The organism is Bradyrhizobium sp. ma5 (genome assembly GCF_042258955.1).
Taxonomy (GTDB): domain Bacteria; phylum Pseudomonadota; class Alphaproteobacteria; order Rhizobiales; family Xanthobacteraceae; genus Bradyrhizobium.
Genome location: NZ_CP170156.1, coordinates 5,508,726 through 5,534,292 on the forward strand (window position 1 = coordinate 5,508,726; position 25,567 = coordinate 5,534,292).

Annotated in this window: 27 protein-coding genes; 10 read left to right on the forward strand and 17 right to left on the reverse strand. The window is 64.5% G+C overall.

The annotated features are described in order from the left end of the window. Position 1 precedes the first annotated feature (1 nt). The 3 genes from ACE103_RS25765 to ACE103_RS25775 form a co-directional block, all read right to left on the reverse strand. The gene (locus ACE103_RS25765) at positions 2–277 is read right to left on the reverse strand and encodes a hypothetical protein (RefSeq protein ID WP_375775379.1); all 276 of its coding nucleotides are present in this window, start codon (positions 275–277) and stop codon (positions 2–4) included. Between the two features lie 116 nt (positions 278–393). Beyond that, positions 394–1,035, reverse strand: coding sequence for an NrsF family protein (locus tag ACE103_RS25770; RefSeq protein WP_375775380.1), 642 nt, complete (start codon positions 1,033–1,035; stop codon positions 394–396). Continuing rightward, positions 1,032–1,589, reverse strand: a complete 558-nt coding sequence (locus tag ACE103_RS25775; RefSeq protein ID WP_375775381.1) for a sigma-70 family RNA polymerase sigma factor — start codon at positions 1,587–1,589, stop codon at positions 1,032–1,034. Before ACE103_RS25775 ends, ACE103_RS25770 begins: the two co-directional genes overlap by 4 nt. On the opposite strand from ACE103_RS25775, the gene ACE103_RS25780 reads away from it, so the two are divergent. From ACE103_RS25780 to ACE103_RS25790, 3 genes are all read left to right on the forward strand, one after another. After that, on the forward strand, positions 1,588–1,737 hold the full coding sequence (locus ACE103_RS25780) for a hypothetical protein (RefSeq protein ID WP_375775382.1): 150 nt from the start codon (positions 1,588–1,590) through the stop codon (positions 1,735–1,737). The two genes, ACE103_RS25775 and ACE103_RS25780, sit on opposite strands and share 2 nt — an antisense overlap. Before the next feature lie 80 nt (positions 1,738–1,817). Next, positions 1,818–2,036, forward strand: a complete 219-nt coding sequence (locus ACE103_RS25785; protein ID WP_097674195.1) for a GDCCVxC domain-containing (seleno)protein — start codon at positions 1,818–1,820, stop codon at positions 2,034–2,036. 187 nt (positions 2,037–2,223) lie between these two features. Continuing rightward, the gene (locus ACE103_RS25790; protein WP_375775383.1) at positions 2,224–3,603 is read left to right on the forward strand and encodes a M20/M25/M40 family metallo-hydrolase; all 1,380 of its coding nucleotides are present in this window, start codon (positions 2,224–2,226) and stop codon (positions 3,601–3,603) included. A 291-nt stretch (positions 3,604–3,894) separates the two neighbouring features. Here the strand turns inward: ACE103_RS25790 and ACE103_RS25795 are convergent, their stop codons facing one another. Then, positions 3,895–5,478, reverse strand: coding sequence for a S10 family peptidase (locus ACE103_RS25795; protein WP_375775384.1), 1,584 nt, complete (start codon positions 5,476–5,478; stop codon positions 3,895–3,897). 162 nt (positions 5,479–5,640) lie between these two features. Between ACE103_RS25795 and ACE103_RS25800 the strand changes: the two genes are divergently transcribed. The 3 genes from ACE103_RS25800 to ACE103_RS25810 all read left to right on the forward strand — a co-directional run bounded on the left by ACE103_RS25800 (position 5,641) and on the right by ACE103_RS25810 (position 7,669). Further along, entirely contained in the window at positions 5,641–6,420 is a 780-nt protein-coding gene (locus ACE103_RS25800) for an NAD kinase (RefSeq protein WP_375775385.1), read from the forward strand. 115 nt (positions 6,421–6,535) lie between these two features. Then, on the forward strand, positions 6,536–7,081 hold the full coding sequence (locus ACE103_RS25805; RefSeq protein WP_194460645.1) for a response regulator: 546 nt from the start codon (positions 6,536–6,538) through the stop codon (positions 7,079–7,081). A 9-nt stretch (positions 7,082–7,090) separates the two neighbouring features. Continuing rightward, a complete protein-coding gene (locus ACE103_RS25810) occupies positions 7,091–7,669 on the forward strand; it encodes an Hpt domain-containing protein (protein WP_375775386.1) in 579 nt (192 codons plus the stop codon). A 58-nt stretch (positions 7,670–7,727) separates the two neighbouring features. Here ACE103_RS25810 and ACE103_RS25815 read toward each other — a convergent pair whose 3' ends face one another. The 10 genes from ACE103_RS25815 to folE form a co-directional block, all read right to left on the reverse strand. Continuing rightward, positions 7,728–8,909: a DUF2336 domain-containing protein gene (locus tag ACE103_RS25815; RefSeq protein ID WP_375775387.1), complete on the reverse strand. Its 1,182-nt coding sequence runs from the start codon at positions 8,907–8,909 to the stop codon at positions 7,728–7,730. Between the two features lie 164 nt (positions 8,910–9,073). Next, a complete protein-coding gene (locus ACE103_RS25820; RefSeq protein WP_375775388.1) occupies positions 9,074–10,078 on the reverse strand; it encodes a transglycosylase SLT domain-containing protein in 1,005 nt (334 codons plus the stop codon). Between the two features lie 91 nt (positions 10,079–10,169). After that, positions 10,170–10,961, reverse strand: coding sequence for a c-type cytochrome (locus ACE103_RS25825; protein WP_375775389.1), 792 nt, complete (start codon positions 10,959–10,961; stop codon positions 10,170–10,172). Then, entirely contained in the window at positions 10,958–12,583 is a 1,626-nt protein-coding gene (locus ACE103_RS25830) for a b(o/a)3-type cytochrome-c oxidase subunit 1 (RefSeq protein ID WP_375775390.1), read from the reverse strand. Before ACE103_RS25830 ends, ACE103_RS25825 begins: the two co-directional genes overlap by 4 nt. Further along, the gene (locus tag ACE103_RS25835; RefSeq protein ID WP_375775391.1) at positions 12,573–13,136 is read right to left on the reverse strand and encodes a cytochrome C oxidase subunit II; all 564 of its coding nucleotides are present in this window, start codon (positions 13,134–13,136) and stop codon (positions 12,573–12,575) included. Before ACE103_RS25835 ends, ACE103_RS25830 begins: the two co-directional genes overlap by 11 nt. Continuing rightward, entirely contained in the window at positions 13,136–13,315 is a 180-nt protein-coding gene (locus ACE103_RS25840) for a hypothetical protein (RefSeq protein ID WP_223976508.1), read from the reverse strand. Before ACE103_RS25840 ends, ACE103_RS25835 begins: the two co-directional genes overlap by 1 nt. Positions 13,316–13,428: 113 nt before the next feature. Beyond that, the gene (locus ACE103_RS25845) at positions 13,429–14,643 is read right to left on the reverse strand and encodes a c-type cytochrome (RefSeq protein WP_375781179.1); all 1,215 of its coding nucleotides are present in this window, start codon (positions 14,641–14,643) and stop codon (positions 13,429–13,431) included. A 49-nt stretch (positions 14,644–14,692) separates the two neighbouring features. Next, a complete protein-coding gene (locus ACE103_RS25850; RefSeq protein WP_375775392.1) occupies positions 14,693–15,304 on the reverse strand; it encodes a c-type cytochrome in 612 nt (203 codons plus the stop codon). 203 nt (positions 15,305–15,507) lie between these two features. Beyond that, positions 15,508–15,936, reverse strand: a complete 429-nt coding sequence (hisI, locus tag ACE103_RS25855; protein ID WP_375775393.1) for a phosphoribosyl-AMP cyclohydrolase — start codon at positions 15,934–15,936, stop codon at positions 15,508–15,510. A gap of 29 nt (positions 15,937–15,965) precedes the next feature. Beyond that, the gene (gene folE, locus ACE103_RS25860; RefSeq protein ID WP_223976503.1) at positions 15,966–16,646 is read right to left on the reverse strand and encodes a GTP cyclohydrolase I FolE; all 681 of its coding nucleotides are present in this window, start codon (positions 16,644–16,646) and stop codon (positions 15,966–15,968) included. 239 nt (positions 16,647–16,885) lie between these two features. Here folE and ACE103_RS25865 point away from each other — a divergent pair, with 239 nt between their 5' ends. Further along, the gene (locus ACE103_RS25865) at positions 16,886–17,332 is read left to right on the forward strand and encodes an iron-sulfur cluster assembly scaffold protein (protein WP_375775394.1); all 447 of its coding nucleotides are present in this window, start codon (positions 16,886–16,888) and stop codon (positions 17,330–17,332) included. 37 nt (positions 17,333–17,369) lie between these two features. Here ACE103_RS25865 and ACE103_RS25870 read toward each other — a convergent pair whose 3' ends face one another. Further along, positions 17,370–18,287, reverse strand: a complete 918-nt coding sequence (locus ACE103_RS25870; RefSeq protein ID WP_375775395.1) for a hypothetical protein — start codon at positions 18,285–18,287, stop codon at positions 17,370–17,372. 264 nt (positions 18,288–18,551) lie between these two features. Between ACE103_RS25870 and yidD the strand changes: the two genes are divergently transcribed. Together yidD and ACE103_RS25880 are read left to right on the forward strand one after the other, a co-directional pair. After that, positions 18,552–18,884: a membrane protein insertion efficiency factor YidD gene (gene yidD / locus ACE103_RS25875; RefSeq protein WP_375775396.1), complete on the forward strand. Its 333-nt coding sequence runs from the start codon at positions 18,552–18,554 to the stop codon at positions 18,882–18,884. 136 nt (positions 18,885–19,020) lie between these two features. Next, positions 19,021–19,188 carry a hypothetical protein gene (locus ACE103_RS25880; protein ID WP_223976497.1) on the forward strand — a complete coding sequence of 56 codons (168 nt, stop codon included), beginning with the start codon at positions 19,021–19,023 and terminating at the stop codon, positions 19,186–19,188. Between the two features lie 11 nt (positions 19,189–19,199). Here ACE103_RS25880 and ACE103_RS25885 read toward each other — a convergent pair whose 3' ends face one another. Then, on the reverse strand, positions 19,200–20,393 hold the full coding sequence (locus tag ACE103_RS25885; RefSeq protein ID WP_375775397.1) for a hypothetical protein: 1,194 nt from the start codon (positions 20,391–20,393) through the stop codon (positions 19,200–19,202). 185 nt (positions 20,394–20,578) lie between these two features. Between ACE103_RS25885 and ACE103_RS25890 the strand changes: the two genes are divergently transcribed. Then, the gene (locus ACE103_RS25890; RefSeq protein ID WP_375775398.1) at positions 20,579–21,598 is read left to right on the forward strand and encodes a polysaccharide deacetylase family protein; all 1,020 of its coding nucleotides are present in this window, start codon (positions 20,579–20,581) and stop codon (positions 21,596–21,598) included. Positions 21,599–21,624: 26 nt separating this feature from the next. Here the strand turns inward: ACE103_RS25890 and ACE103_RS25895 are convergent, their stop codons facing one another. Then, positions 21,625–25,566: a hypothetical protein gene (locus tag ACE103_RS25895; RefSeq protein WP_375775399.1), complete on the reverse strand. Its 3,942-nt coding sequence runs from the start codon at positions 25,564–25,566 to the stop codon at positions 21,625–21,627. Position 25,567: the final 1 nt, after the last annotated feature.

Here is a 25,567-nt window from a genome sequence, read left to right on the forward strand (position 1 = left end):
GTTATTGATACGGAGACTTCGGGCCGCCGTGATAGCGCCACGGCGTCCGGGCAGCATCCGGAACACTCGTCGGCTGCGCCCGCATCGCTCCCTGATCGTAGCCGAATGCAGACATCGGATCGCGTTGCACGGCAACCGTACCCGCTGCTGCGGCTTCTGCGGCCTCATTGGGCAAATATCTCCTGTCGGAGGCCGTCAGGCCCGCCTGCGCGGTTGCCGATGCCACGACAAGCGGCGCGAGGATTGAGAAGGCAAGAAGGCATTTGTTGATCGACATCATCGGCTCCATGATTTTCCTGAAGCGCATTGATTTGCGCTTCCGATCATGAGTTCGGAGCCAATGTTTCCCCGGTTACACGCTCACGCCGACGTGAGAGGTCCGATCGCGGCCTCTCACCAGCGCAGCAGCCGCGGTCCTAGTAGCGCACCCGCAAGTGTGCACAGCACGATCGTGCCGCCGTACCACAGCGCGACAAAGGGCAACGAGTCGTCGGTGCAGTGCAGTGCATAGCCGACCGCGCTCACACCACCCGCGACGAGGCCGGCGAATGCGCCCGCCTGCACCAGATTGGTCGGCGCCGCCTTTCTGACTGCCCAGATCACCACGGCAAACGGCACGATCGCGATGATCGGAACGGAGATCAGACATTCGAGCCATTGGTCTCCCATGACCATCCTGTCCCAATGCGAGCTCGGCGCCTGTCCGAGGCTGATGGCGGCAAGCAGCATGATCGCCCCGAACGGGAGTGCGGCCAGTCGAAGCGAGATCTTTCGCTCGCCGCCCGGTCGCGCCAGCCGGGTCAGATAGACCGACGCTGCACCGACGGTGCCGAGCGCGAATGCGAGCTTCAGAGAGAGGAAGATCACGGCGCGCGGCGTGGCGAGGTCTGCGCGAACGCCAAGCCCGGCAAACACGAGGCCAAGCGCGGCAACCAGCCCTAGGCCGAGCGCGATCGCGACGGTCCGGCCGACCAGCCGGCGATCGACCGGCTCGACATTGTTGCTGAGCGCCGCGATCAGTTCATCGGTCTTCATGGCTTCGTCCTCCCGGCGATCAACGCGGCCAAGGCCTTCAGCCCGCGATGAATGCTGACCTTCACGCTGGATTCCGACATGTCGCAGCGTTGCGCCGCCTCCGCGACGCTCAATCCATCGAGCTTTACGGCCCCAATCGCGCACTGCATGTTATCAGGCAATTGCTTGAGCAATCGCCTGACGTCAAAGCTGCTCTCGGCGCCGATATGATCGTCATGGGCTGTGATGTCGTCGGCCGCATCGATCGGCACGTCGGCGCGCGAGGCCCGCGTGCGGCGCAGGAAATCGATCAGCTTGTAGCGCGCGACCGCGTGCACCCAGGGCGTCAGCGGCTGAGCCGGATCGTAGGTGTGCCGCTGCAGGTGGATTGCCAACACGGCCTCCTGCACCAGGTCCTCCGCCTCGGCCGCGCCGCGGCCACTCCTCGCAAGCTTGCTCTTGTAGTAGGCACGCAAATGCCGGCTCAGGCGCTCCAGCAATGCCCGGTGGGCCGCCGCATCGCCATCCTGGCTGGCAAGCATCAGTTGCTTGAGCTCGTGTTCCGCGGTCGTCATGCAGCGCTTCTATGGTCTGGTTCGCTCAAGCGACCGGTTTGGTTACACGCCGATCGGCCAGATCACGAATATTTTCGATGCCGCGACGGGTTCACGCATCATCGATGCCAGATTGCGGCTTCATCCCGGCTGGATAAGCCCGTCTTAGCGACCGCCGATCACAATCTTGCCACTTGACCTGTGCGATCGCCGAAATGACATGAGGGACTGACCAACGGACCCGCGCTCATGCAACTCGTGTCGACCTTGACCTGTCCGGCTTGCGGATTTGCCGCGACCGAAACGATGCCGACCGACGCCTGCCAGTTCTTCTACGACTGCCGCGGCTGCGGCACCCGCCTCAAGCCGCTTGCCGGCGATTGCTGTGTGTTCTGCTCTTACGGGACGGTCCCCTGCCCTCCGGTGCAGACGCGCGGCGAATGCTGTGGCGGATCAGGGCCGGCCTGAACGCCTGCCATTGATTTGCCCGGGCGGGAGCAAGCCGGCAACGTTCGGTGCCGATCGCTGTCGACAATGGCGCTTGACGTCCCGCCGTTGATTGTCACTTCAGCCGGAGGTAAAGCACTCACGCAATCCGACGCGATCGCGCCGAAGTCTTTCGGTGCGACGACCGCTGCATTGTCTGGTGCTCATCATGGCTTCTTCCGACGCATTGGCAGCCGTCTTCACTCATATCGAAGCCAACCGCGACAGCTTCCTGCAACACCTGATCGCCTATCTGCGCCATCCGAGCATCAGTGCCGAGAACATCGGCATCGCCGAGGTCGGCGCCCTGCTGCTCGAGATGCTCACAGGGATCGGCCTCGAAGCCGGCCTTGTCACTACGGAGGGTTATCCGATGGTGGTGGCACGCTGGGAGAAGGCACCGGGCAAGCCGACCGTCCTGCTCTACGGACACTATGACGTGCAGCCGGCCGACCCGCTCGAGAAATGGCTATCACCGCCCTTCGAGCCGACGATCCGAGACGGCCGGCTTTATGCACGCGGCGTCGGTGACAACAAGGGCCAGCACTTCGCCCAGATCCTGGCGATCGAATCCCATCTCAAGGTGCACGGCGAACTGCCCTGCAACGTCATCCTGCTGCTGGAGGGCGAGGAAGAGATCGGCAGCCCGCACATCGCCGGTTTCGTGCGCGCCAAGGCGCATCTCCTGAAGGCCGATCTCGCCGTCACCGCCGACGGCCCGCGCCATGCCAGCGGCGCACCGACGATCAAGTTCGGCTCGCGCGGCGTCGTCTCCTTCGAGCTGCGCTGCCGCCATGCCAGCCGCGACGTCCATTCCGGCAACTTCGGCGGCGTCGTGCCGAACCCGATCTGGACGCTGGTCCACCTGCTCGGCACGATGAAGAACCCGGCCGGAGAGATCACCATCGAGGGGCTGCATGATGCCGTCGAGCCGCCGGCACCCGAGGAACTGGCGGCGATCGAGCGCCTGCCGCTCGATATCGAGGCCGTCAAAGCGAGCCTTGGACTGAAACGCCTCGACGCGCCTGCGGACCGCCCGTTCTACGACCGTCTCTGCTTCCAGCCGACGCTGACCATCAACGGTTTCCACGGCGGCTATGGCGGCCCCGGCAGCAAGACCGTGCTGCCGAACGAGGCCTTCGTCAAATGCGACATCCGTCTCGTCGAGGCGCAGGACGCCGAGGACATCCTGCGCAAGGTCCGGGCTCACGTCGCCAAACACGCGCCCAAGGTCGAGTTCGTCGCTGCGGACATGGGCATGCAGCCCTCGAAGACGCCGATCGCCTCGCCCTACACCGCGCCGCTGCGCCGCGCCTTCGTTGCCGCCCATGGCCAGGAGCCGCTGCTGATACCGGCCGGCTTCGGCAGTCTGCCCAACTACGTCTTCACCAAGCTCCTGGGCATCCCGGCCTTCGTCACGCCCTATGCCAATCCGGACGAAGCCAACCATGCGCCGAACGAGAACATGACACTGGACTGCTTCTACAGCGGCGTGCGGACCGGGGCTGCATTGTTGCACGAGCTCGGCCAGTTCCGGCGCGAGGGCTAGAGCGTTTTCGAGCGAGATGGACACCGGTTCGCGTGCAGAAAACGCGTCAAGACAAGAATCGAGAGCTTCGGTTCTGATTCAATGCGCCGGTGATGACACTGAACTTGCCCGAGATCGCGCCACCTATTCGATGTCGTCCTGGCGAAAGCCAGGACCCATTACCCCAAACGGCAATTGTTGCGCGACGCTGGGGCCGCGATCCCGTTCATCACCGAATTCGGTGGTTATGGGTCCTGGCTTTCGCCAGGACGACGCGACATTTGCGGCAGGCGACGCAATCCACGCCGCCCCTCACTTCACCAACGCCTCGACCTCCTTGCGGAACGCCTGGCGCGAGCCGTCGCGGGAGTAGAACATGTGGCCGCCGGGATAGACCACGAGCCTGGTGCGGCTCGGAGCCGCGAAGGCCGGCAGCTGGTCGAGGATGATCTTCGAGGCGAAGTACGGCGTCGCAAGGTCGAACAGGCCGTGACCGATCAGGAGCTTCAGCTTGGGGTCGAGCGCCAGCATCTGGCGCAGCTGCGTCACCGATTCCGGCGGGCTGATGCCGTGGCCGAACTCCCAGCCCTTGCTCACGCTTTCGCTGAGCAGATGATACGAACCGTCCGGCCGCCAGTTCAGTCTGCGCGTGGTGAGGTCGACGGCCGCGCTGGTCAAGGGCGCCATCAGGGGATCGCCGGACGGATCGTTGAAGTGGAAGTAGCTGGAGTCCGGATAGGGATCGAAGCCTTCGACCGAGGCATCGTAGCGGCCGGTCACCTTGCCGCTCTTGCGATCGAACTCGCGGCGGAATTCGCCGATCTCGAAGCGGCCGGCGAGCCTGCGGCTCACCGCCGGATCGATGCCGGTCAGGCTCGCGACCTTGTCGGCGAGCCGCGCGGTGGCCTCGGTATCGGCCTGCCCCTTAACGAGATCGAGCAGGAAGTCGCCGCGCGCGTAGCTCTCGACGTCGGCAAGGTCCTCGCGCGTCACCGGCCCCTTCGCCTGTCGCGCGACCGCCGTCATGGTCGGCAGGCTCGCGACATATTGCAGGACGCTGGAGCCGGTATAGTCGCGGAAATCGAGCACCGGCGAGATCAGGATCAGGCCGCGCACGCCGACCCCCTGCTGCATTTGCAGATTGCGCACCACCTTGGGTCCGCGAATGCCGCCATAGCTTTCGCCGGCGACATATTTCGGTGAGGTCAGCCGGTCGTGTTTCTCCAGCCAGCGGCGGATTACCAGCGCAACCGAATTGGCATCACCATCGACGGTGAAGAAGCGCTTGCGGGCATCCTCCGAGGTGGTGACGAAACGGCTGTAGCCGGTGCCGACCGGATCGATGAAGACAAGATCGGTGAAATCGAGCCAGGTGTCGGCATTCGGCTGCAGCTCCGGCGAGGCCGACGACACCGCGCCGTCGAACGGCAGTCGCCACGGCCCGACATTGCCGAATTGCAGCCAGGCCGACGCGGAGCCCGGCCCGCCGTTGAACAGGAACGTCACCGGGCGGCTCGCCTTCTCGGCGCCGTCGAGCTGATAGGAAGTATAGGCGATGTCGGCGAGCGGCTCGCCCTTGTCGTCGAACACGCGGATCGAGCCCGCGGTCGCGCTGAAGGCGAGCGTACGGCCAGGCAGTGCGACCGATTGCTTGGTCGTGGAATCCGGCGGCAGGCGGTGCTGCTCGGCGGCAGGCGTGTTGGCCGCGGCGTTCGCGCCGGAGCCGGTCTCGCCGCGCCCTGCCCGTCCCTTCTGGCCGCCTGGGTTCTGGCCGCTTGGGGCCTGTGCGCTCGGCGATGGCGATGGCTGCGGGGCCTCGTCGTCGGCCCGCGCCGCGGTTGCGAGGCAGGCCACCAGCAACGCCGCGGTGAGCCGTGTCGCAAAACTGTTAGCCATGCCGTTCACTCCCTGGGCCGACATTTACGCATTTCATCCGCAAACTGCGCTAGCTTGGCTGCACCCGCAAGGCATGCGGTCCGTTCCCGGACCATCTCGACAAGGCCGCCCGGGATGTATAGACGAGCGCGGCGTGTTCCGTGCCAAACGAGTTCGTGAGCGATGGCTAGCTCCAAGCGGTATGACAAGATCGCCTTCGTCGCCAGCGCGAGCTCGGAAGCGCAGACGGCGCTTGAGCAGCTGACGGCGATGTACGGCAACCATTCAGCGGCCGATGCCGACGTCGTGGTTGCGCTCGGCGGCGACGGATTGATGCTGCAGACGCTGCACGCCAACATGCGCAGCGGCAAGCCGATCTACGGCATGCACCGCGGCACCGTCGGCTTCCTGATGAACGAATATTCGACGCACGATCTGCGCGCGCGGCTTGCGGCCTCGCGGGAGTCACTGATCAATCCGCTCTTGATGCGCGCGACCGACATCCACGGCGCGGTGCATCTGCATCACGCCATCAACGAGGTCGCGCTGTTCCGGCAGACCTACCAGGTCGCCAAGCTGCGCATCCTGATCGACGAGCATGAGCGGATGCCCGAGCTGATGGCCGACGGCATCCTGGTGGCGACGCCCGCCGGATCGACCGCCTACAATCTCTCCGCCCAGGGGCCGATCCTGCCGATCAACGCGGCGCTGCTGGCACTGACCCCGATCAGCGCGTTCCGGCCGCGGCGCTGGCGCGGCGCGCTGCTGCCGAATTCCGCCTTCGTGGTGATCGAGGTGATCGAGGACGAGAAGCGCCCGGTGGCCGCGGTCGCCGACCATGACGAGGTCCGCGACGTCCGCCGGGTCGAGGTGCTCTCCGACAAGACGATCGCGATGCGGATGCTGTTCGATCCCGGCCATTCGCTGGAAGAGCGCATCCTGCGCGAGCAGTTCGGCTACTGACGGCGCGCCGCATCCCGCCGCCCCTTGCCCGGCAACCAATCATTAACTCCGGGCGGGATATGGTTAACGTCGGGTAATACCGCATTGGCCCGGTATGCCCGATCGGGACCGGACCATGTATCGCATCGATTTCAACAAGCTGCGATTTTTGATTTGCGACGACAATCCGCACATGCGCCGCATCCTGCGGACGCTGCTGCATTCGTTCGGCGCGCGCGAGGTGTATGAGGCCGAGGACGGCGCCACCGCGCTCGAGATGTACACCCATTACGTGCCCGACATCGTCATCACCGACTGGTCGATGCCGATCTTCGACGGCCTCGAGCTCGCGCAGATGATCCGGCAGCCGGAATCCAAGGGCAATCCCTACGCGCCGATCATCATGCTGACCGGCCATTCCGAGAAGCGCCGCGTCACCGTGGCGCGCGATGCCGGCGTCACCGAATTCCTGGCCAAACCGATCTCGGCCAAGGGCCTCTACCAGCGCATCATGAACGTGGTCGCCAATCCGCGTCCGTTCATCAAGACCAAGACCTATTTCGGCCCCGACCGCCGCCGCAACACCACCAACACCTATATCGGCCCCGAACGCCGCGGCAGCGGCGAGGTCGAAATTCTGCAACAGCCGTCGCTGCTCGAGAAGGCGCGCTCGAGCATTTAGGATATCGCCATGGCGAAAGACAAACCCGGGACGATCGAGGTCAAGAGCTTCGGCACTCACCATGTCATCACGCAGCCGAACCCGCTGCGCAAGGTGCTGCTGCGCGTCCCCGAGAGCGATCTCGACGATCCGGTCGGCCGCGCCGAAAAGGCGCTCGCCGGGCTATCGGGCGAATTCAAGGAATGGATGACGATCGAGGCCGACCGCCTCTCCGCCGCGCACGACACGGTGCAACGCGAGGGCTTCAACGACAAGACGCGCGAGGAGTTGTTCCGCGCCGCGCACGACATCAAGGGCGATGCCGCAACGTTCGGTTATCCCTCGGCTGCGGCGGCGGCCGAGAGCCTGTGCCGCATCATCGAGCACGCGCCCGACCTCGCCGCGGTGCCGCAGCAGCTGATTGCCCACCACATCAACGCCGTTCAGGCGATCGTGCGGAACCGCACAAAGCTCGACACTGCCGTCGTGGCCGGCGTGCTGAGCAAGCAGCTCCGCGGCATCGCCGATGAATTCCTGACCCACGCCAACCGCGATCGCCCCGAGCATCTCGAGGCCATCCTCGCGCCGAGCATCGCACCGAGCGAATAGCAGCGCGCCGCGGCGGCGGCCACGGCTTCAATCATCGTCAATATGGGAAACGCGGCCTTCAGGCCGCGATCAGATCGTCGTCGTAAGGCAGCACCGCGATCGCGTCTTCCGCGGCGAGCTCCTCGCAGAACATGCGCGCATCCTCGCGGGCCGATTCGGTCGCAAAGCGGCGCAGCAGGATCAGCAGCGGCTCGGCGGCCGAATGATCGGTCTCGCAATGGGTCAGCACGCGCTCGACCATGCGGCGATGCAGCCGCGCCGCACCGTCGCCGCTGTCGACATAACCGACCTCGTGGCTGGCTTCGAGCGCGACGCGGAACGCCGCGTAGGTGGATTCCGGCAGGCCGGCGCGCCGCAGCAGCGCCTGCAAGCCGTTGCCGCCGCGGTCGTTCAACAGCGCGGAAACCCGGCCATAGGGCAGCCCGGACAGTTCGGCGAGCGCGGCGCCGAACAAATCGAGATTTCCCGACAGCAGCGCGCGCAGGATCAGCCCGGCGGTGAGCTGGCCGGTGGCGCGCAGATGGGTGATCAGGTTCTGCATGTCGTCGCCGAAGGCACGCGCGGCGATGTTCACCGTGTAGCGCTCCTTCGCCTCGCCGGCAATGCGGTCGGCACGGTCGGCGCCGAGCCAGTTCCGCGCCACGACGAATTGCGCCAGCGTGTCGGAGAGTTTTGCGACCAGCGCCAGCCGTGTCGCGGACGGCAAATCTTCCAGCTGCAGCATCGATTCCCGGATGGCGGCAAGATGGCCGTGGCGCTCGACGATGCGGTCCCAGGAGAATGGCGCAAGCCCGGCGTAGGGGTTCTCGATCAGCTCGAGCGCGGCCGCCGCCGAACCGACCTCGGCGATCGCCGCAGCGACCGAGGCCGGCAGATTGGCGCGGCGCGCGATCGCGCACTGCATCTCGTCGGAGCCGGTCGCGACGATGTCGACAAGGTCGGCATCGATCAGCAGCGGTGAATGCTCCAGCACCGGCAACGCGATCGCCGGCTGGTCGGCCGACAGCGCCTGCACGATCGTGGCCGGCGCCTCCGCGCTATATGCGAACACCTCGGCCATCGCCTGTCGCACCAGTGGCGACGGATCGTCGAGCAGCATCAGCAGCGCGCCCTCGGCTGCGATGCGGTCGTCCTCGGTGAGATCCGAAATGAGCCACGCGCGGGCCAACGCCCGTGTCGCCTCTGCCCGCTCGCCTGCTGGAGCGGTCCTAATCCAACTAATGAACTGCCGAACGATCATGGTCCTGCCGGCTTACGCAACGAGACGGCATCGACATACGACGCCACTACAAGGAAAAATAAACCATGACGCTTAACAAAGGGTTCACCATAAACGTTTGGGATTATTGACGTTTCGTTAATACGACCACGGCGCAGGGTTTCGCGCATGCAGCAAGGCGGGCGCTAGCCGCTGCTGTAGGTACCGTTCGGGTCGCTGAACAGATCAAGCCGCCCGGGCGCGCGGACCTTTGGCGTCGCCGATGTGGTCAGCGAGCCGGAATTGCCCCACAGCTCCTGCACCGCGGGCGAGATCGGCTCCGCACGGTCGCCGCCCTGGTAGAGCGAGCGAAAGGCCGGCGCCGGCTGTGACGATGCGACGGCCGAGGTCGCACCGGCCGATGAGGCCGCGCGGACATTCGGGAAGGTCGAAAGATAGGACGCGGTGTCCATGGTCAGCGCCTGTGTCGGCGCAGCGCTTGCGATCGCATTGGGGCTCATGGTGCCGCCGCCCGCCGCGGCAAACGCCGTGCGCGTGTCGCTTGAATTCGCAGCCGCGGCGTAGCGTGTGGTCAGCACCGAATAGACCTGGCTGACGCTGCGCGCGCTGCCCGACTTGTCATAGAAGATCGACTGGTTGGCGGCCGCCGCCTTCGGAAACATCGCAGCCGCATTGGCGCTCGGACTGTCCTCGGCGCTCGAGATCAGCTTGCCGGCGCCGCCGACGCCCATGAAATGCGCCATATAGAGCTCGGCATCGGTCGGACGACGGCCGAGCGTGCCGGTGAGCTTGAAGCTGTTGGATTGCGTCAGCACCGCCGCCATCGAGGAAGCCGCATCGGGATCGTCGCGCAGCTTCATGACCGCGCTTCGCGCGGATGGATCGCTGACCGAATAGCTGCCGTCGGAATTCTTGGTGATGGCGTCGGCATACTGACCGTAGCCGAGCTGGCTTCCGGCCTCCTTGACGGTGCCGAGCCAGGTCTGGTCGATGAACTGATAGAGTCCATGCGCCGACGAGGTCGTGGCACCGGCCCGCGGATTGAAATTGGATTCCATCTTCGCGGTCGTGAGCAAATATTCGAAGCTGGTGCCGGTGGTCGCGGCCGCCTGCTTGATCGAACCGGCGACCTTCAGGCGCGAAGCATCGACACCTGCCGAAGCCGTCGCATTGAAGAGGTCGACCGCCATCTATCGGGTGCCTTGCCGGGCGCCGGCAATCGGCGCCCATGTCCGTTCAACTTGCCGTAATTATGGTTAACGGCACGTTAAGACTTCTGGCTCAGGGCTGGGCCTCGTAGTAGTGCGCAACCTGGTCGATCTCCTCGGGCGTCATCCGGCGGGCGATGTTGCGCATCTGCTGACTGATGTCGTTGCGGCGGGCCCCCGACGCAAACGCCTCGAGCTGCGCCTTGATGTAGACCGCCGACTGGCCGCCGAGCCAGGGGCTTCCCGCCTTGTTGTCGATATCGCCGTGGCAGGAGCCGCAAGGCGGGATGTTGCGCATCGGGGCCCCCGTCACCACGACCGCCGGCGCGGCACGCCCGGTATCCAGATTGTCCGAAGGCACCCGCGGCAGGTAGGCGTAATAGGCCGCAACATCCTTCATGTCCTGATCGCTCATCGCTGCCGCGAACGGGCTCATCACGACGCTGACCCGCGCGCCGGACTTGAAGTCGTTGAGCTCCTTATACGTCACCGCGGCAAACTGCCCGGCGAGGTTGGGTGAATGGGCATCGCTGACGCCCTGCGGTCCGTGGCAGATCGCGCAACGCTGCGCCAGCGTCGCGCCCCGCCCGATCGAGATCTGATCGACCTTGGTCAGCATCTCCGACGTCATGACAACATTGGAGGTCTTGAAATCCGGCTTGACACCAGCCTCCTGCACGGCGGCACGCGGCACGCCGGCTGCGCTGCAGATCGCGTCCCAGACGCCTGCAAGCTTGAGGTTGGGTTGCGCCAGCGGCAACCAGATCAGGCCAGCGATGGCCGACAACACGGCAATGGCGGCCGTGACGCCGACGCTGATGCCGAACCAGGGATTGCGCGGGGAGAACAGCGGCTGATCACTCATCGGCCTGCTCCGACATAGACCGCAGGCACGCTGGTCTCCTTCAGCGCCATCAGCTGCGCTATCGGGAAGCCATAGTTCACCACGGTGAGACCGACCATCAATGCGAGCCAGAGACCGAACGAGTTGAGCGCGACCGGAATCCGCGCCGGCATGTGCAGCGGCACCGCGAAACGGTAAGCACCCGCCTCGCCCCGCACGCCGAATTGGCCGCGGATCAGCACCAGCAGGAACAGCAGCCCCGACAGCAGCAGGATGAACCCACCGATCGCCGACATCGCAACCGAGAAGGCCTGCGGCGAGATCGCCGGGTTGGCGTAGTCATAAAATGCCATGCGGCGCGGCATGCCGAGAATACCGACATAGTGCCATGGGAAGGTGGTCACGATCATGCCGATGAACCACAGCCAGAGCTGCGTGCGCATCAGGCCGAAACTGTCCAGCGCCCGGCCGGTCAGATGCGGCCACAGATCATAGGCGATGGCAAAATACATGATCACGATGGCGCCGCCGAAGATCAGGTGAAAATGGCCGGTGATCCACTGCGTGTTGTGCACGGCGGCATCGAGCTGATAGCTCATGTTGATCAGGCCGCCGGCGCCGCCGAAACCGAGCATGACCAGCGACAGCGCCGTCGCCAGCATGATCGGATTGGACCACGGCAGCGCGCCGACCCAGCCGAATGCGCCGCGGCCACCGCGCAGGCGGCTGGCGATCTCCGCCGACGCGCAAATCGTGAACACCGTGAGCAATGTCGGCAGCGCGACCAGGCCGGTGAACACCGAGTGCATGAACTTGAATCCCGCGCCGACCTGCGGGTCGGCAAACAGATGGTGCACGCCGATCGGCATCGCCACCACGACGAACAGGATGAACGAAATCCGCGCCATCGCGTCGCTAAAGAGCCGGCCGCCGATCGCGCGCGGGAAGATCGTGTAATAGGCGATGTAGGTCGGGATCAGCCAGAAATAGACGATGGCGTGCAGGGTCCACGAGAAGAAGACGCGCGCCAGCCCCGCATCGATCGTGGACTTGAGCCCGAGCGCGACGGGCAGGATCTGGAACAGGATTTCCAGCGCCGCACCCACCGCGGTCCAGCCCCAGAGCAATGAGCCCGCGACATTGGCGTACATCGCAAGCGGCACCGGCTTGCCCGGGTTCTCGCGCTTCCAGATCACGAAATTGGTGACCACCAGCGCGACCCAGATCCATGAGCCGACCACGACCATGACGACGCCGATGTAATAGAAGGGATTGCCGACCATCGGCGGATAGAAGGTGTAGAGCACCGATGCGAGCCCGAGCGACACCGGGATCATCGCGACAACGGCGCCGACGGCGACCAGGAAGAAGCCGGCCCAGGCCCAGCGCCGTCCAATCAGCGCCTTCTCCAGCGAGGCTTCGGTGATCGCGTAGCCGAAGCCCATCGCGATCAGCGTCGGGAATACGTAGCCCATCGCCGAGCCGTGCGCGGTGACCGAGCGATAGTAGAACTCCGGGTTGAAATGCCAGGCATTCAACGGGCTGCGCACGAACATCTGCCAGGCGCCGAGCACCAGTGCGACGCCGAACACGATGAAGGCGAGCCAGAAATGCGCCGCTATCAGCCGCTTGTTAGTCAACACAGGTCAGCCTCCGCTTCGCTGCGGCCATGTCGCGGAACGCGGCCTTGTCGATCACCTTGACCTTGCCCCACATGCCCTGGTGGCCGATGCCGCAGAATTCCTGGCATGGCATCACGTGATCGCCCGGCGCCTTGAAGCGCACCGGCAGCGCCGTGACGTAGCCCGGCACCAGCATCGTGTTGATGTTGGTGCCCTCGATCAGGAATCCGTGGACGACATCGGCGCTGGTGGCGCGGAACGTGATCGGGGTCTCCGCGGGCACCACAACGCATTGCGGCGTGAAGGAATATTGCTGGCCGATGGCGCGCACGGTGACCGAGCCGTCGGCCTCCATTTCGCTACCGAGATTGCTCTCGATGAATTCGCCGGACAGATGCAACGTCTTGGGATCGGCGGTTTCGACCCGGCCCTGCGGCATCGTCGCCTGATGAATGCCGATATAGGCCGCCATGCCAACCAGCAGACCGACGATGACGATCGACAGCGTCGCCCAGCGCCGCTCGATCCGTGCGGCAACCGCTTCGCCGAGGCTATGGTCCGTCTCGGTCGCCATCAGGGCGCGCTCCGCGGCAGGAAGACGAGCAGATAGAACGCAAACCACAAGCCGACCACGATGGCCGTCGCAACGCCTGCGACCGCGACCGCGCCGCTCGGCCCCGCGCGAACGATGGTCTCGACCGCCTCGTCTTCCGAGACGGAGGTGGGTGGTTGCGGCGAAGATGAGTTGATCATGACCGCGTTCCCCTAGAGCGCGATGGAATCAGATTGAATCGTCATCACGCCCTGGCTCCTTGTTTGAGCATGATCTCTTCGGAAAACCGCTTCGCACTTTTCCGGATCATGCTTTAGTTCAGCGTTGCTGCACGCAATTCGTTGGCCTGCCGCGCCGACACCGGCTCGCCGCGGTTGCCCCACGCCGTTCGAATGTAGGTCACAACAGCCGCGACCTCGTCGTCCGACAGCTTCTGCGCGAATGGCGGCATGCCGTGGGGCATCGGATTGCCTGATGTGCCCGGCGGATAGCCGCCATTGAGCACCATGCGGATGGGGTTGACGGCGGAAACCATCTGGATCGACTGGTTGCCGGCGAGCGGCGGATAGTCCGGCGGCATGCCCTGCCCGGTCGCGCCATGGCAGCTCGCGCACTCACGGTCATAGATCGGCTTGCCGAAGGAGAGCAGCAGGCTGCTCTCGGCCGACGGCAGCGGCGTCGACGGCTTCTCAGGCGAGCCGCGCTGCGCAAGGCCCTTCAGATAGACCGCCATCGCGCGCACGTCGTCGTCATTGAGATATTGCAGGCTGTTGTAGACGACCTCGGCCATCGGCCCGTACACGGCGCCCTTGGCGGAGACGCCCTTGCGCAGATAGTCGACGATCTCCTCGATCGTCCAATCGCCGAGGCCCGTCTCCTTGTTCGAGGTCAAGGAGGGCGCGTACCAGTTCTGCATCGGGATCAGGCCGCCCTCGAAGGCCTGCGACTGCGAGCTGCCGCCGAGCGCGTTGATCGGGGTATGGCACATGCCGCAATGGCCGAGCCCTTCGACCAGATAGGCGCCCCGGTTCCACTCGGCGGACTTGCCCGGATCCGGCTTGAACTCGCCTTCCCTGAAGAACAGCGTGCGCCAGCCGAGAATCAGCGAGCGGTTGTTGAACGGGAATGTCAGCTCGTGCGGCTTGTTGAGCTGCCTAACCGGCGGCACGGTGCGCAAATAGGCGTAGATCGCGTCGCTGTCCTCGCGCGTCACCTGGGTGTAGGAGGCGAACGGCATCGCCGGATAGACCAGGCCGCCATCGGGGAAGCGGCCATTGTGCATCATCTGGTAGAACTGATCCGACGTCCACGTGCCGATCCCGGTCTGCGGATCGGGCGTGATGTTCGACGTGTAGAGCGTGCCGAACGGCGTCTTCATCGGAAGGCCGCCGGCGAAGGTCTTGCCTTCGCGCGCCGTGTGGCAGGCGATGCAATCGCCAGCGCGCGCAAGATACTCGCCCTTGGCGATGACGGCAGGATCGGCCGCCTTCTGCTGCGCGAGAGCGGCAACCGGCGCGAATGCGAGCATCAATCCGACCAGCAGTCCTGTCGAGGTTCGCGACATCTGCACCATCCCTTCAGTGCGGTTCGCTGCCGCATTCCAGCGGCATCGGCAGGCTGCCTCGCGGCGCGAAGGACGGATCAGCCGGCGCCGGGCGCGACGACAAATAGGCAGCCACGGCCTTCACGTCGTCCTCCGTCAGCAGGCCCGCGACGACCTGCATGCAATCGGGGGCGAGCGCGGTCCGCGTGCCGTAGCGCCAGCCGCCGAGTTGTCCGCTGATATAGGCCGCGCGCAGGCCAAGCAGGCCGGGAATGCCGGGCTCCATGCCGCCCAGAGCCGGACCATGACAGGCCGAACAGGGCGGAATGCCGTGCTGCGGATCGCCGTTCTTCACGATCGCTTCGCCGCGCGCCAGGATCTCCTTGCTGTCGACCGGCGGGACCGGCGGCGGAAATGCCGGCCGGAGCGACGCGAAATACTCGGCGATCTTCTTCAGGTAGTCGTCGGTCTGAAATTCCAGCAGGTAGTTCATCGGCGGATATTTCCGCCGGCCATCCCTGAACGCGATCAGCTGGTTGTAGAGGTAGCCGGCCGGCTTGCCGGCAAGGCGCGGAAAATAGACGTCGCTGGTGCCCTCGCCTTTGGCGCCGTGACAAGGCGCGCAGGCGAGGACGCGCGCGGCCATCGTATCGGGCGCACGCTCGGTCGTTTGCGATTGCGCTGCGCCGATCGGCCACACAGCCCAGGCAAGAAACCCAAGAAGCGGTATCAGGCGATGCGCCACAGTTCACCCCCGGTGACGACGATGCGCAACGGCTTGCGCATGGCGTAACAGGAGGCCACGAAGTACACGACTTCGGCGCGTTGTACTTGATTCAGATCAATGATCTATTTGCGATAGACCTGTGCCGGATCGAACAGCCGCCCGGCGTCGACGAACAACAGGCTGACATTGCCGCCCTCGTCCTTCACCGCGCGATAGAAGCAGGAACGCCGCCCGGTGTGGCAGGCCGCGCCGATCTGCTCGACCTTGATCCACACCGCGTCCTGATCGCAATCCATCCGGATCTCGATTACGCGCTGGGTCTGGCCTGAGCTCTCGCCCTTGCGCCACAGCGCATTGCGCGAGCGGCTGAAGTACCAGCCCTCGCCGGTCGCGATCGTCTTGCGCAGGGCTTCGTCGTTCATATGCGCGACCATCAGCACGTCGCCGGTCGCGGCATCGGTCGCGACGCAGGTCACAAGACCTGTCGCGTCGAATTTGGGCTGGAAGGCCAGCCCTTCTTCGCGGTCGTGATCGTGGGTCGATGCGGACACGGAAAACCTCGCTTAAAGAAAATGCGAGGTTACCGGCTCGGTCCTCGCACCAGGGACAGGAAGCGTTGCTGCTCCGCTGGATTGTCGCGGAACATGCCGGTGAAGCGGCTGGTGAAGGTCGAGGCGCCATGCTTGGCGACGCCGCGCACCGACATGCAGGTATGCTCCGCCTCGATCAGCACGGCAACGCCACGGGGCTTCAGCACCTCGTCAATCGCGGCCGCGACCTGCGCGGTAAGATGCTCCTGGGTCTGCAGGCGGCGGGCGAAGATGTCGGTCAGCCGCGCCAGCTTGGAGAGGCCCACGACGCGCTCGACCGGCGTGTAGGCGATATGCGCCTTACCGTAGAACGGCATCATGTGATGCTCGCACTGCGAGGTGAATTCGATGTCGCGGACCAGGACGAAATCGTCGTAGCCGGCGGTCTCGCCGAAGGTGCGGTTGAGCACTTCGGCCGGGCACTGATGATAGCCCTGATAGAGCTCGTCATAGGCCTCGACGACGCGGCGCGGCGTGTCGAGCAGGCCCTCGCGGCCGGTGTTCTCGCCGATATAGGCGAGCAGCGTCTTCACGGCGTCCTCGGCCTCCGCCCGCGACGGGCGCGGCTGGTCGGCACGGACGGCCGCCGCTAGGAATTCTGCAGGGTCGAGCTCGCTGGCCTTCGCATCGGCCGGCTTGTTGGGGCGAATCGGTTTGATCAAGGCGTCCATGTCTTCTCCGTTCGACCGGCCAGGCATTCGCCTTTGGGCCGGATGTGTCACCGGGCAGACGGGGCGGATCGTCGAACCGCCGGGCGCCTGAGTCCCATCTTTGTAGCACCGCCGCGGCGCAAGTGGCCCGCGGTGGAAGCATAGCCGGGCTATGTTTCGGACGATGCCGTTCATATATAGGACGGTGAGACCCAGCCGCCAAGAGCGCCCGGCACCGACGGAACCAGGCATCTGCCCCCATGCTGAACGACATTTATAACAAGCGGATCATTGAGTTGGCCGGCAATATTCCGCGCCTCGGACGGCTGGCCGAGCCGGACGCCACTGCCACGGCCCACTCGAAATTGTGCGGTTCGACCGTGAAAGTCGACCTCAAGATGGACGGCCCGGTCGTGACGGACTTCGCCCATGACGTGAAGGCCTGCGCGCTCGGCCAGGCTTCCTCCTCGATCATGGCGAGCCATGTGGTGGGGTCGACCGCCGACGAACTGCGCGAATTGCGCGAGACCGTCCGCAAGATGCTGAAGGAAAATGGCCAGCCTCCGCAGGGCGGCAAATGGGCCGACATCGCGCTGCTCGAGCCGGTGCGCGACTACAAAGCCCGCCATGCCTCGACGCTACTGACCTTCGACGCCGTGGTCGATGCGATCGGCCAGATCGAGGCCAAGGCAAAGCAGCCGGCGTAAGCCCCGCCGCCAGCCTGAACCTTACTGCCAACCTAGACTACTGCGAAGGCTGGACCGGCGCCGGCGCCGCGGTGCCGCCGGTCGGCACCACGGCCTCGGCAGTCTTGGTCGCCTTCGCCGCCTGCGGCAGCGCCTCACCTTCCATCGCGCTGCTCGCGAAGCGATCGCCGTTCTTCGGCTTCGCCTCGGCGACTGGAATTGCGTTGTCCTGCCGCGGCAGCACGTCGGCGACTGCATCCGTGGTGACGAGATTGGTTAGCCGCAATTCGGCCGCCGACAATTCGTGCAAATCTTCCCACGGCGGTACGCTGAGTGCGAGCGACAACAGCTCACCAGCGCCACCCATATCGAAAGTGTATTTGGCAAGACGGCCGATATCGCGCTCGACGATCATCAGGTCCTGCGCGGTGTAGCTCGCCGCCTTGGCGTCATCGGCGCGGTCGCCCATCCAGATCTGATGCACCCGGATGTGCGCGGCCGGTGGCACATAACGCGTCTTGCCCGACAGCAGCAGGAACACGCACATCGACTCGCAATAGGCATCCGGCAGCACGCTGGCGCGATCGCCCTGCGCGGCCTGATTGACGACGCTGGTGCCGACCGTGGTCAGCGCGCCGAGACCGCGGAAGCGGCGGCCGAGCGCGATCGCGTCGTTGACCGAGCCGCCGCTGGAGTCGAGCACGATGGTGGCGCCGTTGAGCTGGCGGCTGCGCGCGAACTCGTCGAATTCCTTGGGGCTGTCGGCCGTGATGATGCCGACCGCCGACACCCAGCCGCGGCAATTCGGCTGACAGGCGATCCAGCTGAACTTCATCGGCAGCTTGCGTTCTTCGAGGGTCGAGCTGGTCTGCGCGGAGTTACCCGCCCATGCGGCGGTGCCGGAAACCGCGAAGCAAAGGGCAACGGCGCCGGTGAGCACCCAACTGCGCAACGAAAGCGAGTTCGCGAGCCTCAATTTGGTTCCTTCCCCCAAGCCCTCGGTGGTGATGCGAGCGGTGGCAATGGCCCCATGGCAATGCGCCACGAATCTGTCATCGGCGCGTAATGGGAACGGTAGCGTTGCTGACCTGGACCGTCCATAGAGCCCGTGCTGCAGCGCCACCGGTGCTGTGCGATAGTGGCCAACTGTGGCGTAAATATCTGCAATTGAACAGTTCCTTCGCTTGGAACCCCCGCAAGATTACGTACATACTTGCGTATGTCACCGACCGATCATTCAATGACACACCATCCGCGATGCACGGACTGTGCCAGCACCATGCGCCGCATGCCGCGCAATTTCGGGCGCGCCCTGATCTGGATCTACCGGCACACGCTGTCGCCGCTGGTCGGTTACAACTGCCGGCATTTGCCGACCTGCTCGGTCTACGGCGATGAGGCGATCGAGCGCTTCGGACTATGGGCCGGGGGATGGATGACGCTGGCAAGATTGCTGCGCTGCCAGCCCTGGGGAACCTCCGGCATCGATAATGTCCCGCAGACAAGGCCGCTTGGGGCACACTGGTATCTGCCCTGGCGCTACGGTCGCTGGCGCGGCGTCAACGAGGGTTGACGCGGCGTCAACGACGCCTGATCAATTGCTGCGGCGCTTCCAAGCGCGGCGCGCATAGCTGTTCCGGCGGAACTGTGGCGATACCTGGCGTATTGTGTCGTTGCCCGCATGGGATCCCCTCGGGGAGGAAACAACAATGCGCTGGAAACTCAGCCACAACGGTCACGATCCCCGGCAGATTGATCTACTGGCCGTGCTTGCCCTGCTCGTCGTGATCGTTGCCGCCTGCGGTTACTTCACCCACAGTCCGAACAAGCCGAGCACGACGGCATTCATCGTGCCCAGCCAGAGCGTGAAGTGGTGACGGACCACACTCTAACGCCAAGAGCCGCTGGGCGGTGACGACGCGCGAGGCTTGCGCGGGCGCGTCCTCTCCGGCTGCGTCGCGGACGAGGGCCCCGCCTCTGCCGCCGCAGTACGTTCGCTGGGCAATCTCACCGACAACAGCACGTTCGATTCATTCGGCCGCCAGCGGTAGCCGATGCCGAAATCGATCGGCCGGGCGCGCGCAAACAGCTCGGCATAAGACGGCTGATAGAGACCGGGAAATAGCCTTTCGATCGGACCAAGATAGCGACCGAACGGAAAGAAGCGCCATTTCCGCGGGTCGTATTGCGCCAGCGGGATCCCGGAATCGTCCTGGACGATGGTGGCACTGTTGGCGAGGATGAAGTTGCGCACCGCCGAGAAATCGCGGAGGTGCATGAGATAGGATGCACTCTTGATCAGGCTGTCACCGGGCGCGAGCGTTGCGCAGAACTTCAGGAAGCCGCTGGTCTTCAGGCCGGAATTGGAGAGATCGGTCGAGAAATAATACAGCATCTTCTCGACGCCGTCGGCGCCGGCAAATACGATGCGGGTGCCGCGCGCATTGCTCCACGCCGACACGTCCACACCGACGTAGAGCGCTCCATTGCCATCGAGCGTCACCGGCTTGACGTCGCGGATCGTCATGCCGGATCGCGCGAGAAACACATAGAGGATCGGTAACGTCCCGTTGACCTCGCTGACATCGAGATCTGCCTTCATCTGCCTGGTGTTGAAGAAAGAGAAGTTCAGCAGCGACCACAGTGAACGCTCGATATTGTCAAGCGCGACCGCGACGGCCTCGGGCTGCAACGCGGTCAGATCGGACACCCCGCCGGTCGGTTCCAGCCCACTGAGCACATAGGTCGTCGCCCTGGAATGGAATGCATTGGCATAGAGGAAGTCCGGGCCTGCGAACATGTAGAACATGGTCGACTTTGGCGCGGCGAGGTTGGCAGCGGACCAGTTACGAACCTTCGACAATTGCTGCTGCTCGAGCTCGGCGAACGCAGCGTCGAAGAACTTGGCGTGGCGCTGCCAGGCGGGATTCGTCGTCAACGGCAGCAGCGGCGAACCGGCCGACGGCTGCAGTCCGGCGAGAAAGCGCGCGGTGTCATCCGCCGTGACGTCGGCGGCGCGCGCCGCCGGCGCAAACAGCACAAGCGCCAGTGCCAGCATCGCAACGGACAACGATATTTTCATTTCGTCTCCATTGCAGCCCGGTCTCCGGAGCGCACGCACGCGCACGCTGGCAACGAGTGATTTGGTGTTGGCTTATACCGCAGGTTGCTCTAAAATCCAGATCGAGCCATCACGAATTCGTCTGTTTCTGCTCGCGGCCGGCCTCGGCTGCACGCAAGGCCTTCATTGCCCGGACATCGTTTCGAATGCGCGACGCCATGTGCACGAAGAGCTTGATCGCGACTTGCCTGGTGACGTCCTGCATTCTGGTCGCCTCGCCAACATTGCGCGCCGAAGACGGCGAGGTCTCGACGCGCTCTCCGCAGGCGTGCTGGGCCGCCACGGAGCTGGCCGCCCGGGACGGCGAGGACAACATCGTGAAGGAGAAGCTCGAGCCCCCGCTTCCCCAGTCTGCCATGGTGGACGCCACGGCGGCCGGACCGCGCACGCCCGGCACCGTTCGCAGCGTCCGACTGCCACCCGGCAAAAGGCTGATCGCACTGACCTTCGACCTGTGCGAGGGCCCCAATGAGGTCGCAGGCTATCAGGGCAAGATCGTCGACATCCTGCGCGCACATTCGGTCAAGGCGACCTTCTTCATGGGCGGCAAATGGATGATGACGCACAAGATTCGTGCCCAGCAACTGATCGCGGACGCCCGTTTCGAGATCGGCAATCATACATGGGAGCACCGCAATCTGCGCCTGCTGTCCAGCCCGGCTGCGGCGGACGAGATCAGGAAGGCCGATCAGGCCTACGACGAACTGCGTCGAGAGCTTGAAGAGCGCAAATGCGCCGTGCCCGGGCGCGAAGCGATGACCGGTCAGACCGCTCCGAAATCGATGCGCCTGTTCCGCTTTCCGTACGGGGCCTGCGATTCCGGAGCCCTTGCGACCGTCAGCCAGCAGGGCCTGGTGCCGATCCAGTGGGATGTGTCCTCAGACGATCCCGACTGGAGAGAGCGCCCGGATGCCATGGCGAAGAGAGTGCTGGACAACGTGCACCCGGGATCGATCGTACTGTTTCATGCGAACGGACGGGGCTGGTACACCGACGACGCGCTTCCGGACATCATCTCGAGCTTGAGGAAGCAAGGTTACGACTTCGTCACCGTGACGGAGTTGCTCAAGGCGGGCGAACCGGTGATCAGCTCGTCCTGCTATGACCAGAGTGTCGGAGACACCGACCAATATGACGAGCTGGCGCGCCAGATCGAGGCGCATTGAGCCTTCGGCGGCAGAAGACGAGCGTGCTATTGCGGCGAAACATCGCGCAGCACCGACTGCGCATATGCACCGACGCCAGTTCCATCCTCGAAGAACCTTCCAACATTGACGTCGCCGGCCTCGGACCCGGTGACCATCAAGGTCCCGCGTCCGGTCTTGACGATCGAGAGGTCGAACAGGCTGTTGCGGTAAGGCAGGATGACCAGCCGCTTTCCGGTTTCAGCCGAGCTCACGATGACCGAATTGTCGTTTGAGGTGCTGGCGATCCACGCGCCCGACGGCGAGTATCGCGCCGCAGTGACAAACGGCGACACGTGGTAGTTGATGTTCTTTGAGGTCCCGCTCCCAATGTCCCAGATCCTGACGTCGGCTGCTTGCGACGAGGCCAGCAGTGACGCCTCGTCCGGGGAGAAATCAAGCGTGTTCACGTCGCCATGATGGCCGCTGTAGGAGCGAGATTGATTCTGATTGCGAAGATTGAAGATCTGGATCGGGCATTTGCCGACGCTGACGGCGAGCAATCGCTCGCTCCTGGAGAGTGCCGTGTGAATCTCCGAATCGCGGGAAGCGCAATCCTGATCGCTCGCGCTGGACGGCAGCTTTGCGCTGAGTGGAAGCACCGTGACCTGCGAGTTGTCGGACGGCGAACAGCTCCATTGTTCGCCTCCGCGCAACGGACATAGCAGGATGCTCGCGGTGTCCCCGTCCCTGACTTCGACCGCCAGCAGAGCGCCGGACGCACTGATCGTCGCGCCCCGCCCCGACGGAATCGTGTCGCCCGGCAAAGCGACCGTTCGCACCGCCCATTCGCCGTTGTCCGGCCTTGTCCAGATCGTGAGCATCGGCTCCACATTGCTCGCGACGATTTCGTTTGGCGTCCGCATCAGGACCTGGCCGAAGGTTCGTTGCGGCTGATTGCTTCCCGAGGGCGATCCCGGAGCTGGCTTTCCGGTCGCCAGCGGAAGCGCCTTCGGCATCTGCCCGACGGACTGTATGTAGACCGCGGCCTGGTCGCTGAACGCAACCTCGTCGCCGGTCGGACTGACGGCCACCGAATAGATGCTGCGAAAACGTTTGTTCTCCGCGGGAGGCAGCCGGTAGCTCAGCTCACGCAGACCGGCTCGATCGGTGAGTGGCGTCCACACCCGCGCGGTGTGGTCGAGCGACGACGTCACGAGCATGGTGGACGTGGGATCGAACCGAACCGTGCGAAGTGCGAGTGCGTTGTCGACCGTATCTCCCGGCTGATGCCGGCGACTCGATACCACGGTGTCCGCCGCGACCGTGCTGAGCAGGCGCCAGGAGCCGGTCTGATAGACCCGGACGGAGCCGTCGAAGTCTGCAGTCGCGAGCAGACTGCCGTCACGGCTCAGATCGATGTCCCAGATCGCGTTGTTGTGCTCAAGCGTAAAGGGCAAGGGCTTGGCGATCCGCGCCGATCCGTCGATCTCCCATATCGAGACCTTGGCATCGTTGCCCGCAGATACCAGCATCGGGCTGTCCGGCAGGAACCTGACCGCCTTCACGGCGCCCTCACTGCGCACATCAGGACAAAACGGGCGGCTCAGGTCGTCGAGGCGCAAGAGGCAAATGGCTCCGTCGCGGAGCCCGACCGCGATCATCTGTTTGGCACGATCGATATCGACCGCCCAGATATCCGCGCGCGGCCGGCTTTTCCTCAGATTGACGTTGGCCTTCAATGTCCATTGCAGCGGATCGCGGCGCGCGCCGCCGGACGGCTCCGGCAAGGATCGCTCCCAGATCGCGATGTTTCCCGCACGCGAGGACGTCACCAGCAACGCGCCGTCGATGGAGAAAGCGACCTTGAACACGCTGTCGCTGCCATGCGGGTTGGCGCCATCGATCTGGAGCGCCTTGAACCGGCTCTCGGGGCGCGTCATGTCCAGCAGGATTACCGAGCCCTGGTTGAAGCCGATCGCCGCGACATCCCCGACAGGCGACACGATGAGCGAGCGACCTTCCGCGCGGTCGCCGTTCGGGTCCCGCAGACCGAAATCAACCTCCCGCACCACGTTGCGCGCCGTGGCGATGGCCCATTGGTGCAGTATCCCCGCCTTGTCGATCGCCAGCACCGATTTGCCGTTGGATACGAAATCGGCGGCGTGAATCTCCTCCTTGGCATTGAAGCGATAGAGTTCATTCACTTGCTGCAATTTGGCCCATACCGCCCCGAAATTGGCCAGCCCTTCATTCATCGCCTCCAGCGCCGATTCCACCTGGGATACGCGGGTCTGTTCGGCGTGGAGACCGGAGATGGTTATCAAATCATCCAGCCGCCGCGCCTGGAGGGCCTTCGAATTCGCAAAATAGATCGACACCATCGAAACGGTTGCGATCAGGCCAACGGCAAGGACGATCGAGGCCACCACGAACAACCACTGCTGCCGTCTTGAGGCGTCCAGCAGCGCGACGATGGACCTGAAGATCGCATCGGCCGTCGCCCTCCGCGCGCCGCTATCGGGTTGAGCCGGCCAATCAACGTTGGAGAGATAGCGCGCCGCCCAATCCGAACTCGGGCGGGCCTTGTCGAACCACGACTGGTACTGGTCGCGAGCGACCCATTTCAGGGCTATACCGGCGAACAGGCGGTCGAAGATCGATCGCTTCTCCGACCCGCCCTTCCAGTCCCGCGCCAGACGGGCGAGCGAAACGATGTTCTCGCCGGATCGCTTCTCGTCAGCCATCCATTCCGCCTGCAATGGCTGCCACAGACGCAGGATGCACTCATGCGTGACGTCGACCGTGTCGTCCCTGGCCAGATGAGGATCATAGCGAAGATAGGCTTCCTCGCGGGTGACGAACGCACGAACGACGGCGCGGGTATCCTCCTCCGACGCACCGATGATCTTTGCGAGCGTGCCAAGCTTTTGCGGCTGGCGGATATCGCGATTCCGGCTGTCGACCGCCGTCAGGGCACAGAACGTCAGCCTTGCCGCCGGCTTCAGGTGGCTCGGCAGCTTGGCGTAACGCTGCGTCAGCCGATCCGATAATGTCTGCCGCAACGCGAGCCGTCCCTCCCCCGAGGTCAGGTCGAGCTTCTCGGGAAGCCCGAAGACGCGGGTGAAGTCCGCAAGTCCGATGGTGACTTCCTTGCGGCCGTCAGCCGACGTCTTCGCTGCGTAGAGCAGCCGCAACGCGTGCTGCATCAGCGGAAGCTTGTCGAGTTCGTCCTCCAGGCAATTCAGCAACCAGGTGGAAAGGTCCGGCAGGATCTGCCCGCCCCACAGCGTGATCGGGCCTTCGATCGCCTGCTGGATCTGGTAGCGATCGAGCACGGGCGTAAGAAACTGGCTGTCGTTGATCAGGTGCGCCAGTCCGGGATAGCGCGAACACTTCTCCAGCTCATCCGTGCGGATGGTGACGACGATGTAGATCTTGCCGTTTGCCGCGGCGGTCTTCAGCAATATCTCCACCAGGTTGACCGCCGCTTCGGAGTCCGATTGCGCATAGCGGAACAGCTCCTCGAACTGATCGACGAGGATCATGATCGGCCGGGTGCCGATCCCGGCCACGAGGTCCAGCACCGTGTTCAGGTCGCTGGTGCGACGCTGGGTGATGACATAGTCCTTGAGAAACTCCCGGATCTGCGCCGAGCGTTCCTCCGCCCTGCCCTCGGCATCCTTCTGCACTTCGCTGACGATCGCATCGGCTATGCCGCGAAACAGATTGTCGACCGGGTGGTCGCCGGGATGCAGGTCGCAGAAAATCCAGTCCGATCCCTGTCCGGGCAGGAAGCCGGCCTCCAGATGGTTCATCAGCCCGGTGCGCGCCAACGACGACTTGCCGCAACCGGAGGACCCCGTGATGCAAAGGAAATGGCTTTTCGAAAGCTTGACGATCATTTCGCTGATGTGATCGTCGCGACCGAAGAAAATATCGCTCTCGTCCTTCCGGAACGGCCGCAATCCCGGATAAGGCTCGAGACTGCTGGTGTCGCCCGGTTCCACG

Coding starts and splice junctions, on each gene's coding strand:
- ACE103_RS25765 (WP_375775379.1), bottom strand. CDS start 277: ATGTCGATCAACAAATGCCTTCTTGCCTTCTCAATCCTCGCGCCGCTT.
- ACE103_RS25770 (WP_375775380.1), bottom strand. CDS start 1,035: ATGAAGACCGATGAACTGATCGCGGCGCTCAGCAACAATGTCGAGCCG.
- ACE103_RS25780 (WP_375775382.1), top strand. CDS start 1,588: ATGCAGCGCTTCTATGGTCTGGTTCGCTCAAGCGACCGGTTTGGTTAC.
- ACE103_RS25775 (WP_375775381.1), bottom strand. CDS start 1,589: ATGACGACCGCGGAACACGAGCTCAAGCAACTGATGCTTGCCAGCCAG.
- ACE103_RS25785 (WP_097674195.1), top strand. CDS start 1,818: ATGCAACTCGTGTCGACCTTGACCTGTCCGGCTTGCGGATTTGCCGCG.
- ACE103_RS25790 (WP_375775383.1), top strand. CDS start 2,224: ATGGCTTCTTCCGACGCATTGGCAGCCGTCTTCACTCATATCGAAGCC.
- ACE103_RS25795 (WP_375775384.1), bottom strand. CDS start 5,478: ATGGCTAACAGTTTTGCGACACGGCTCACCGCGGCGTTGCTGGTGGCC.
- ACE103_RS25800 (WP_375775385.1), top strand. CDS start 5,641: ATGGCTAGCTCCAAGCGGTATGACAAGATCGCCTTCGTCGCCAGCGCG.
- ACE103_RS25805 (WP_194460645.1), top strand. CDS start 6,536: ATGTATCGCATCGATTTCAACAAGCTGCGATTTTTGATTTGCGACGAC.
- ACE103_RS25810 (WP_375775386.1), top strand. CDS start 7,091: ATGGCGAAAGACAAACCCGGGACGATCGAGGTCAAGAGCTTCGGCACT.
- ACE103_RS25815 (WP_375775387.1), bottom strand. CDS start 8,909: ATGATCGTTCGGCAGTTCATTAGTTGGATTAGGACCGCTCCAGCAGGC.
- ACE103_RS25820 (WP_375775388.1), bottom strand. CDS start 10,078: ATGGCGGTCGACCTCTTCAATGCGACGGCTTCGGCAGGTGTCGATGCT.
- ACE103_RS25825 (WP_375775389.1), bottom strand. CDS start 10,961: ATGAGTGATCAGCCGCTGTTCTCCCCGCGCAATCCCTGGTTCGGCATC.
- ACE103_RS25835 (WP_375775391.1), bottom strand. CDS start 13,136: ATGGCGACCGAGACGGACCATAGCCTCGGCGAAGCGGTTGCCGCACGG.
- ACE103_RS25840 (WP_223976508.1), bottom strand. CDS start 13,315: ATGATCAACTCATCTTCGCCGCAACCACCCACCTCCGTCTCGGAAGAC.
- ACE103_RS25845 (WP_375781179.1), bottom strand. CDS start 14,643: ATGCTCGCATTCGCGCCGGTTGCCGCTCTCGCGCAGCAGAAGGCGGCC.
- ACE103_RS25850 (WP_375775392.1), bottom strand. CDS start 15,304: ATGGCCGCGCGCGTCCTCGCCTGCGCGCCTTGTCACGGCGCCAAAGGC.
- folE (WP_223976503.1), bottom strand. CDS start 16,646: ATGGACGCCTTGATCAAACCGATTCGCCCCAACAAGCCGGCCGATGCG.
- ACE103_RS25865 (WP_375775394.1), top strand. CDS start 16,886: ATGCTGAACGACATTTATAACAAGCGGATCATTGAGTTGGCCGGCAAT.
- yidD (WP_375775396.1), top strand. CDS start 18,552: ATGACACACCATCCGCGATGCACGGACTGTGCCAGCACCATGCGCCGC.
- ACE103_RS25880 (WP_223976497.1), top strand. CDS start 19,021: ATGCGCTGGAAACTCAGCCACAACGGTCACGATCCCCGGCAGATTGAT.
- ACE103_RS25885 (WP_375775397.1), bottom strand. CDS start 20,393: ATGAAAATATCGTTGTCCGTTGCGATGCTGGCACTGGCGCTTGTGCTG.
- ACE103_RS25890 (WP_375775398.1), top strand. CDS start 20,579: ATGCGCGACGCCATGTGCACGAAGAGCTTGATCGCGACTTGCCTGGTG.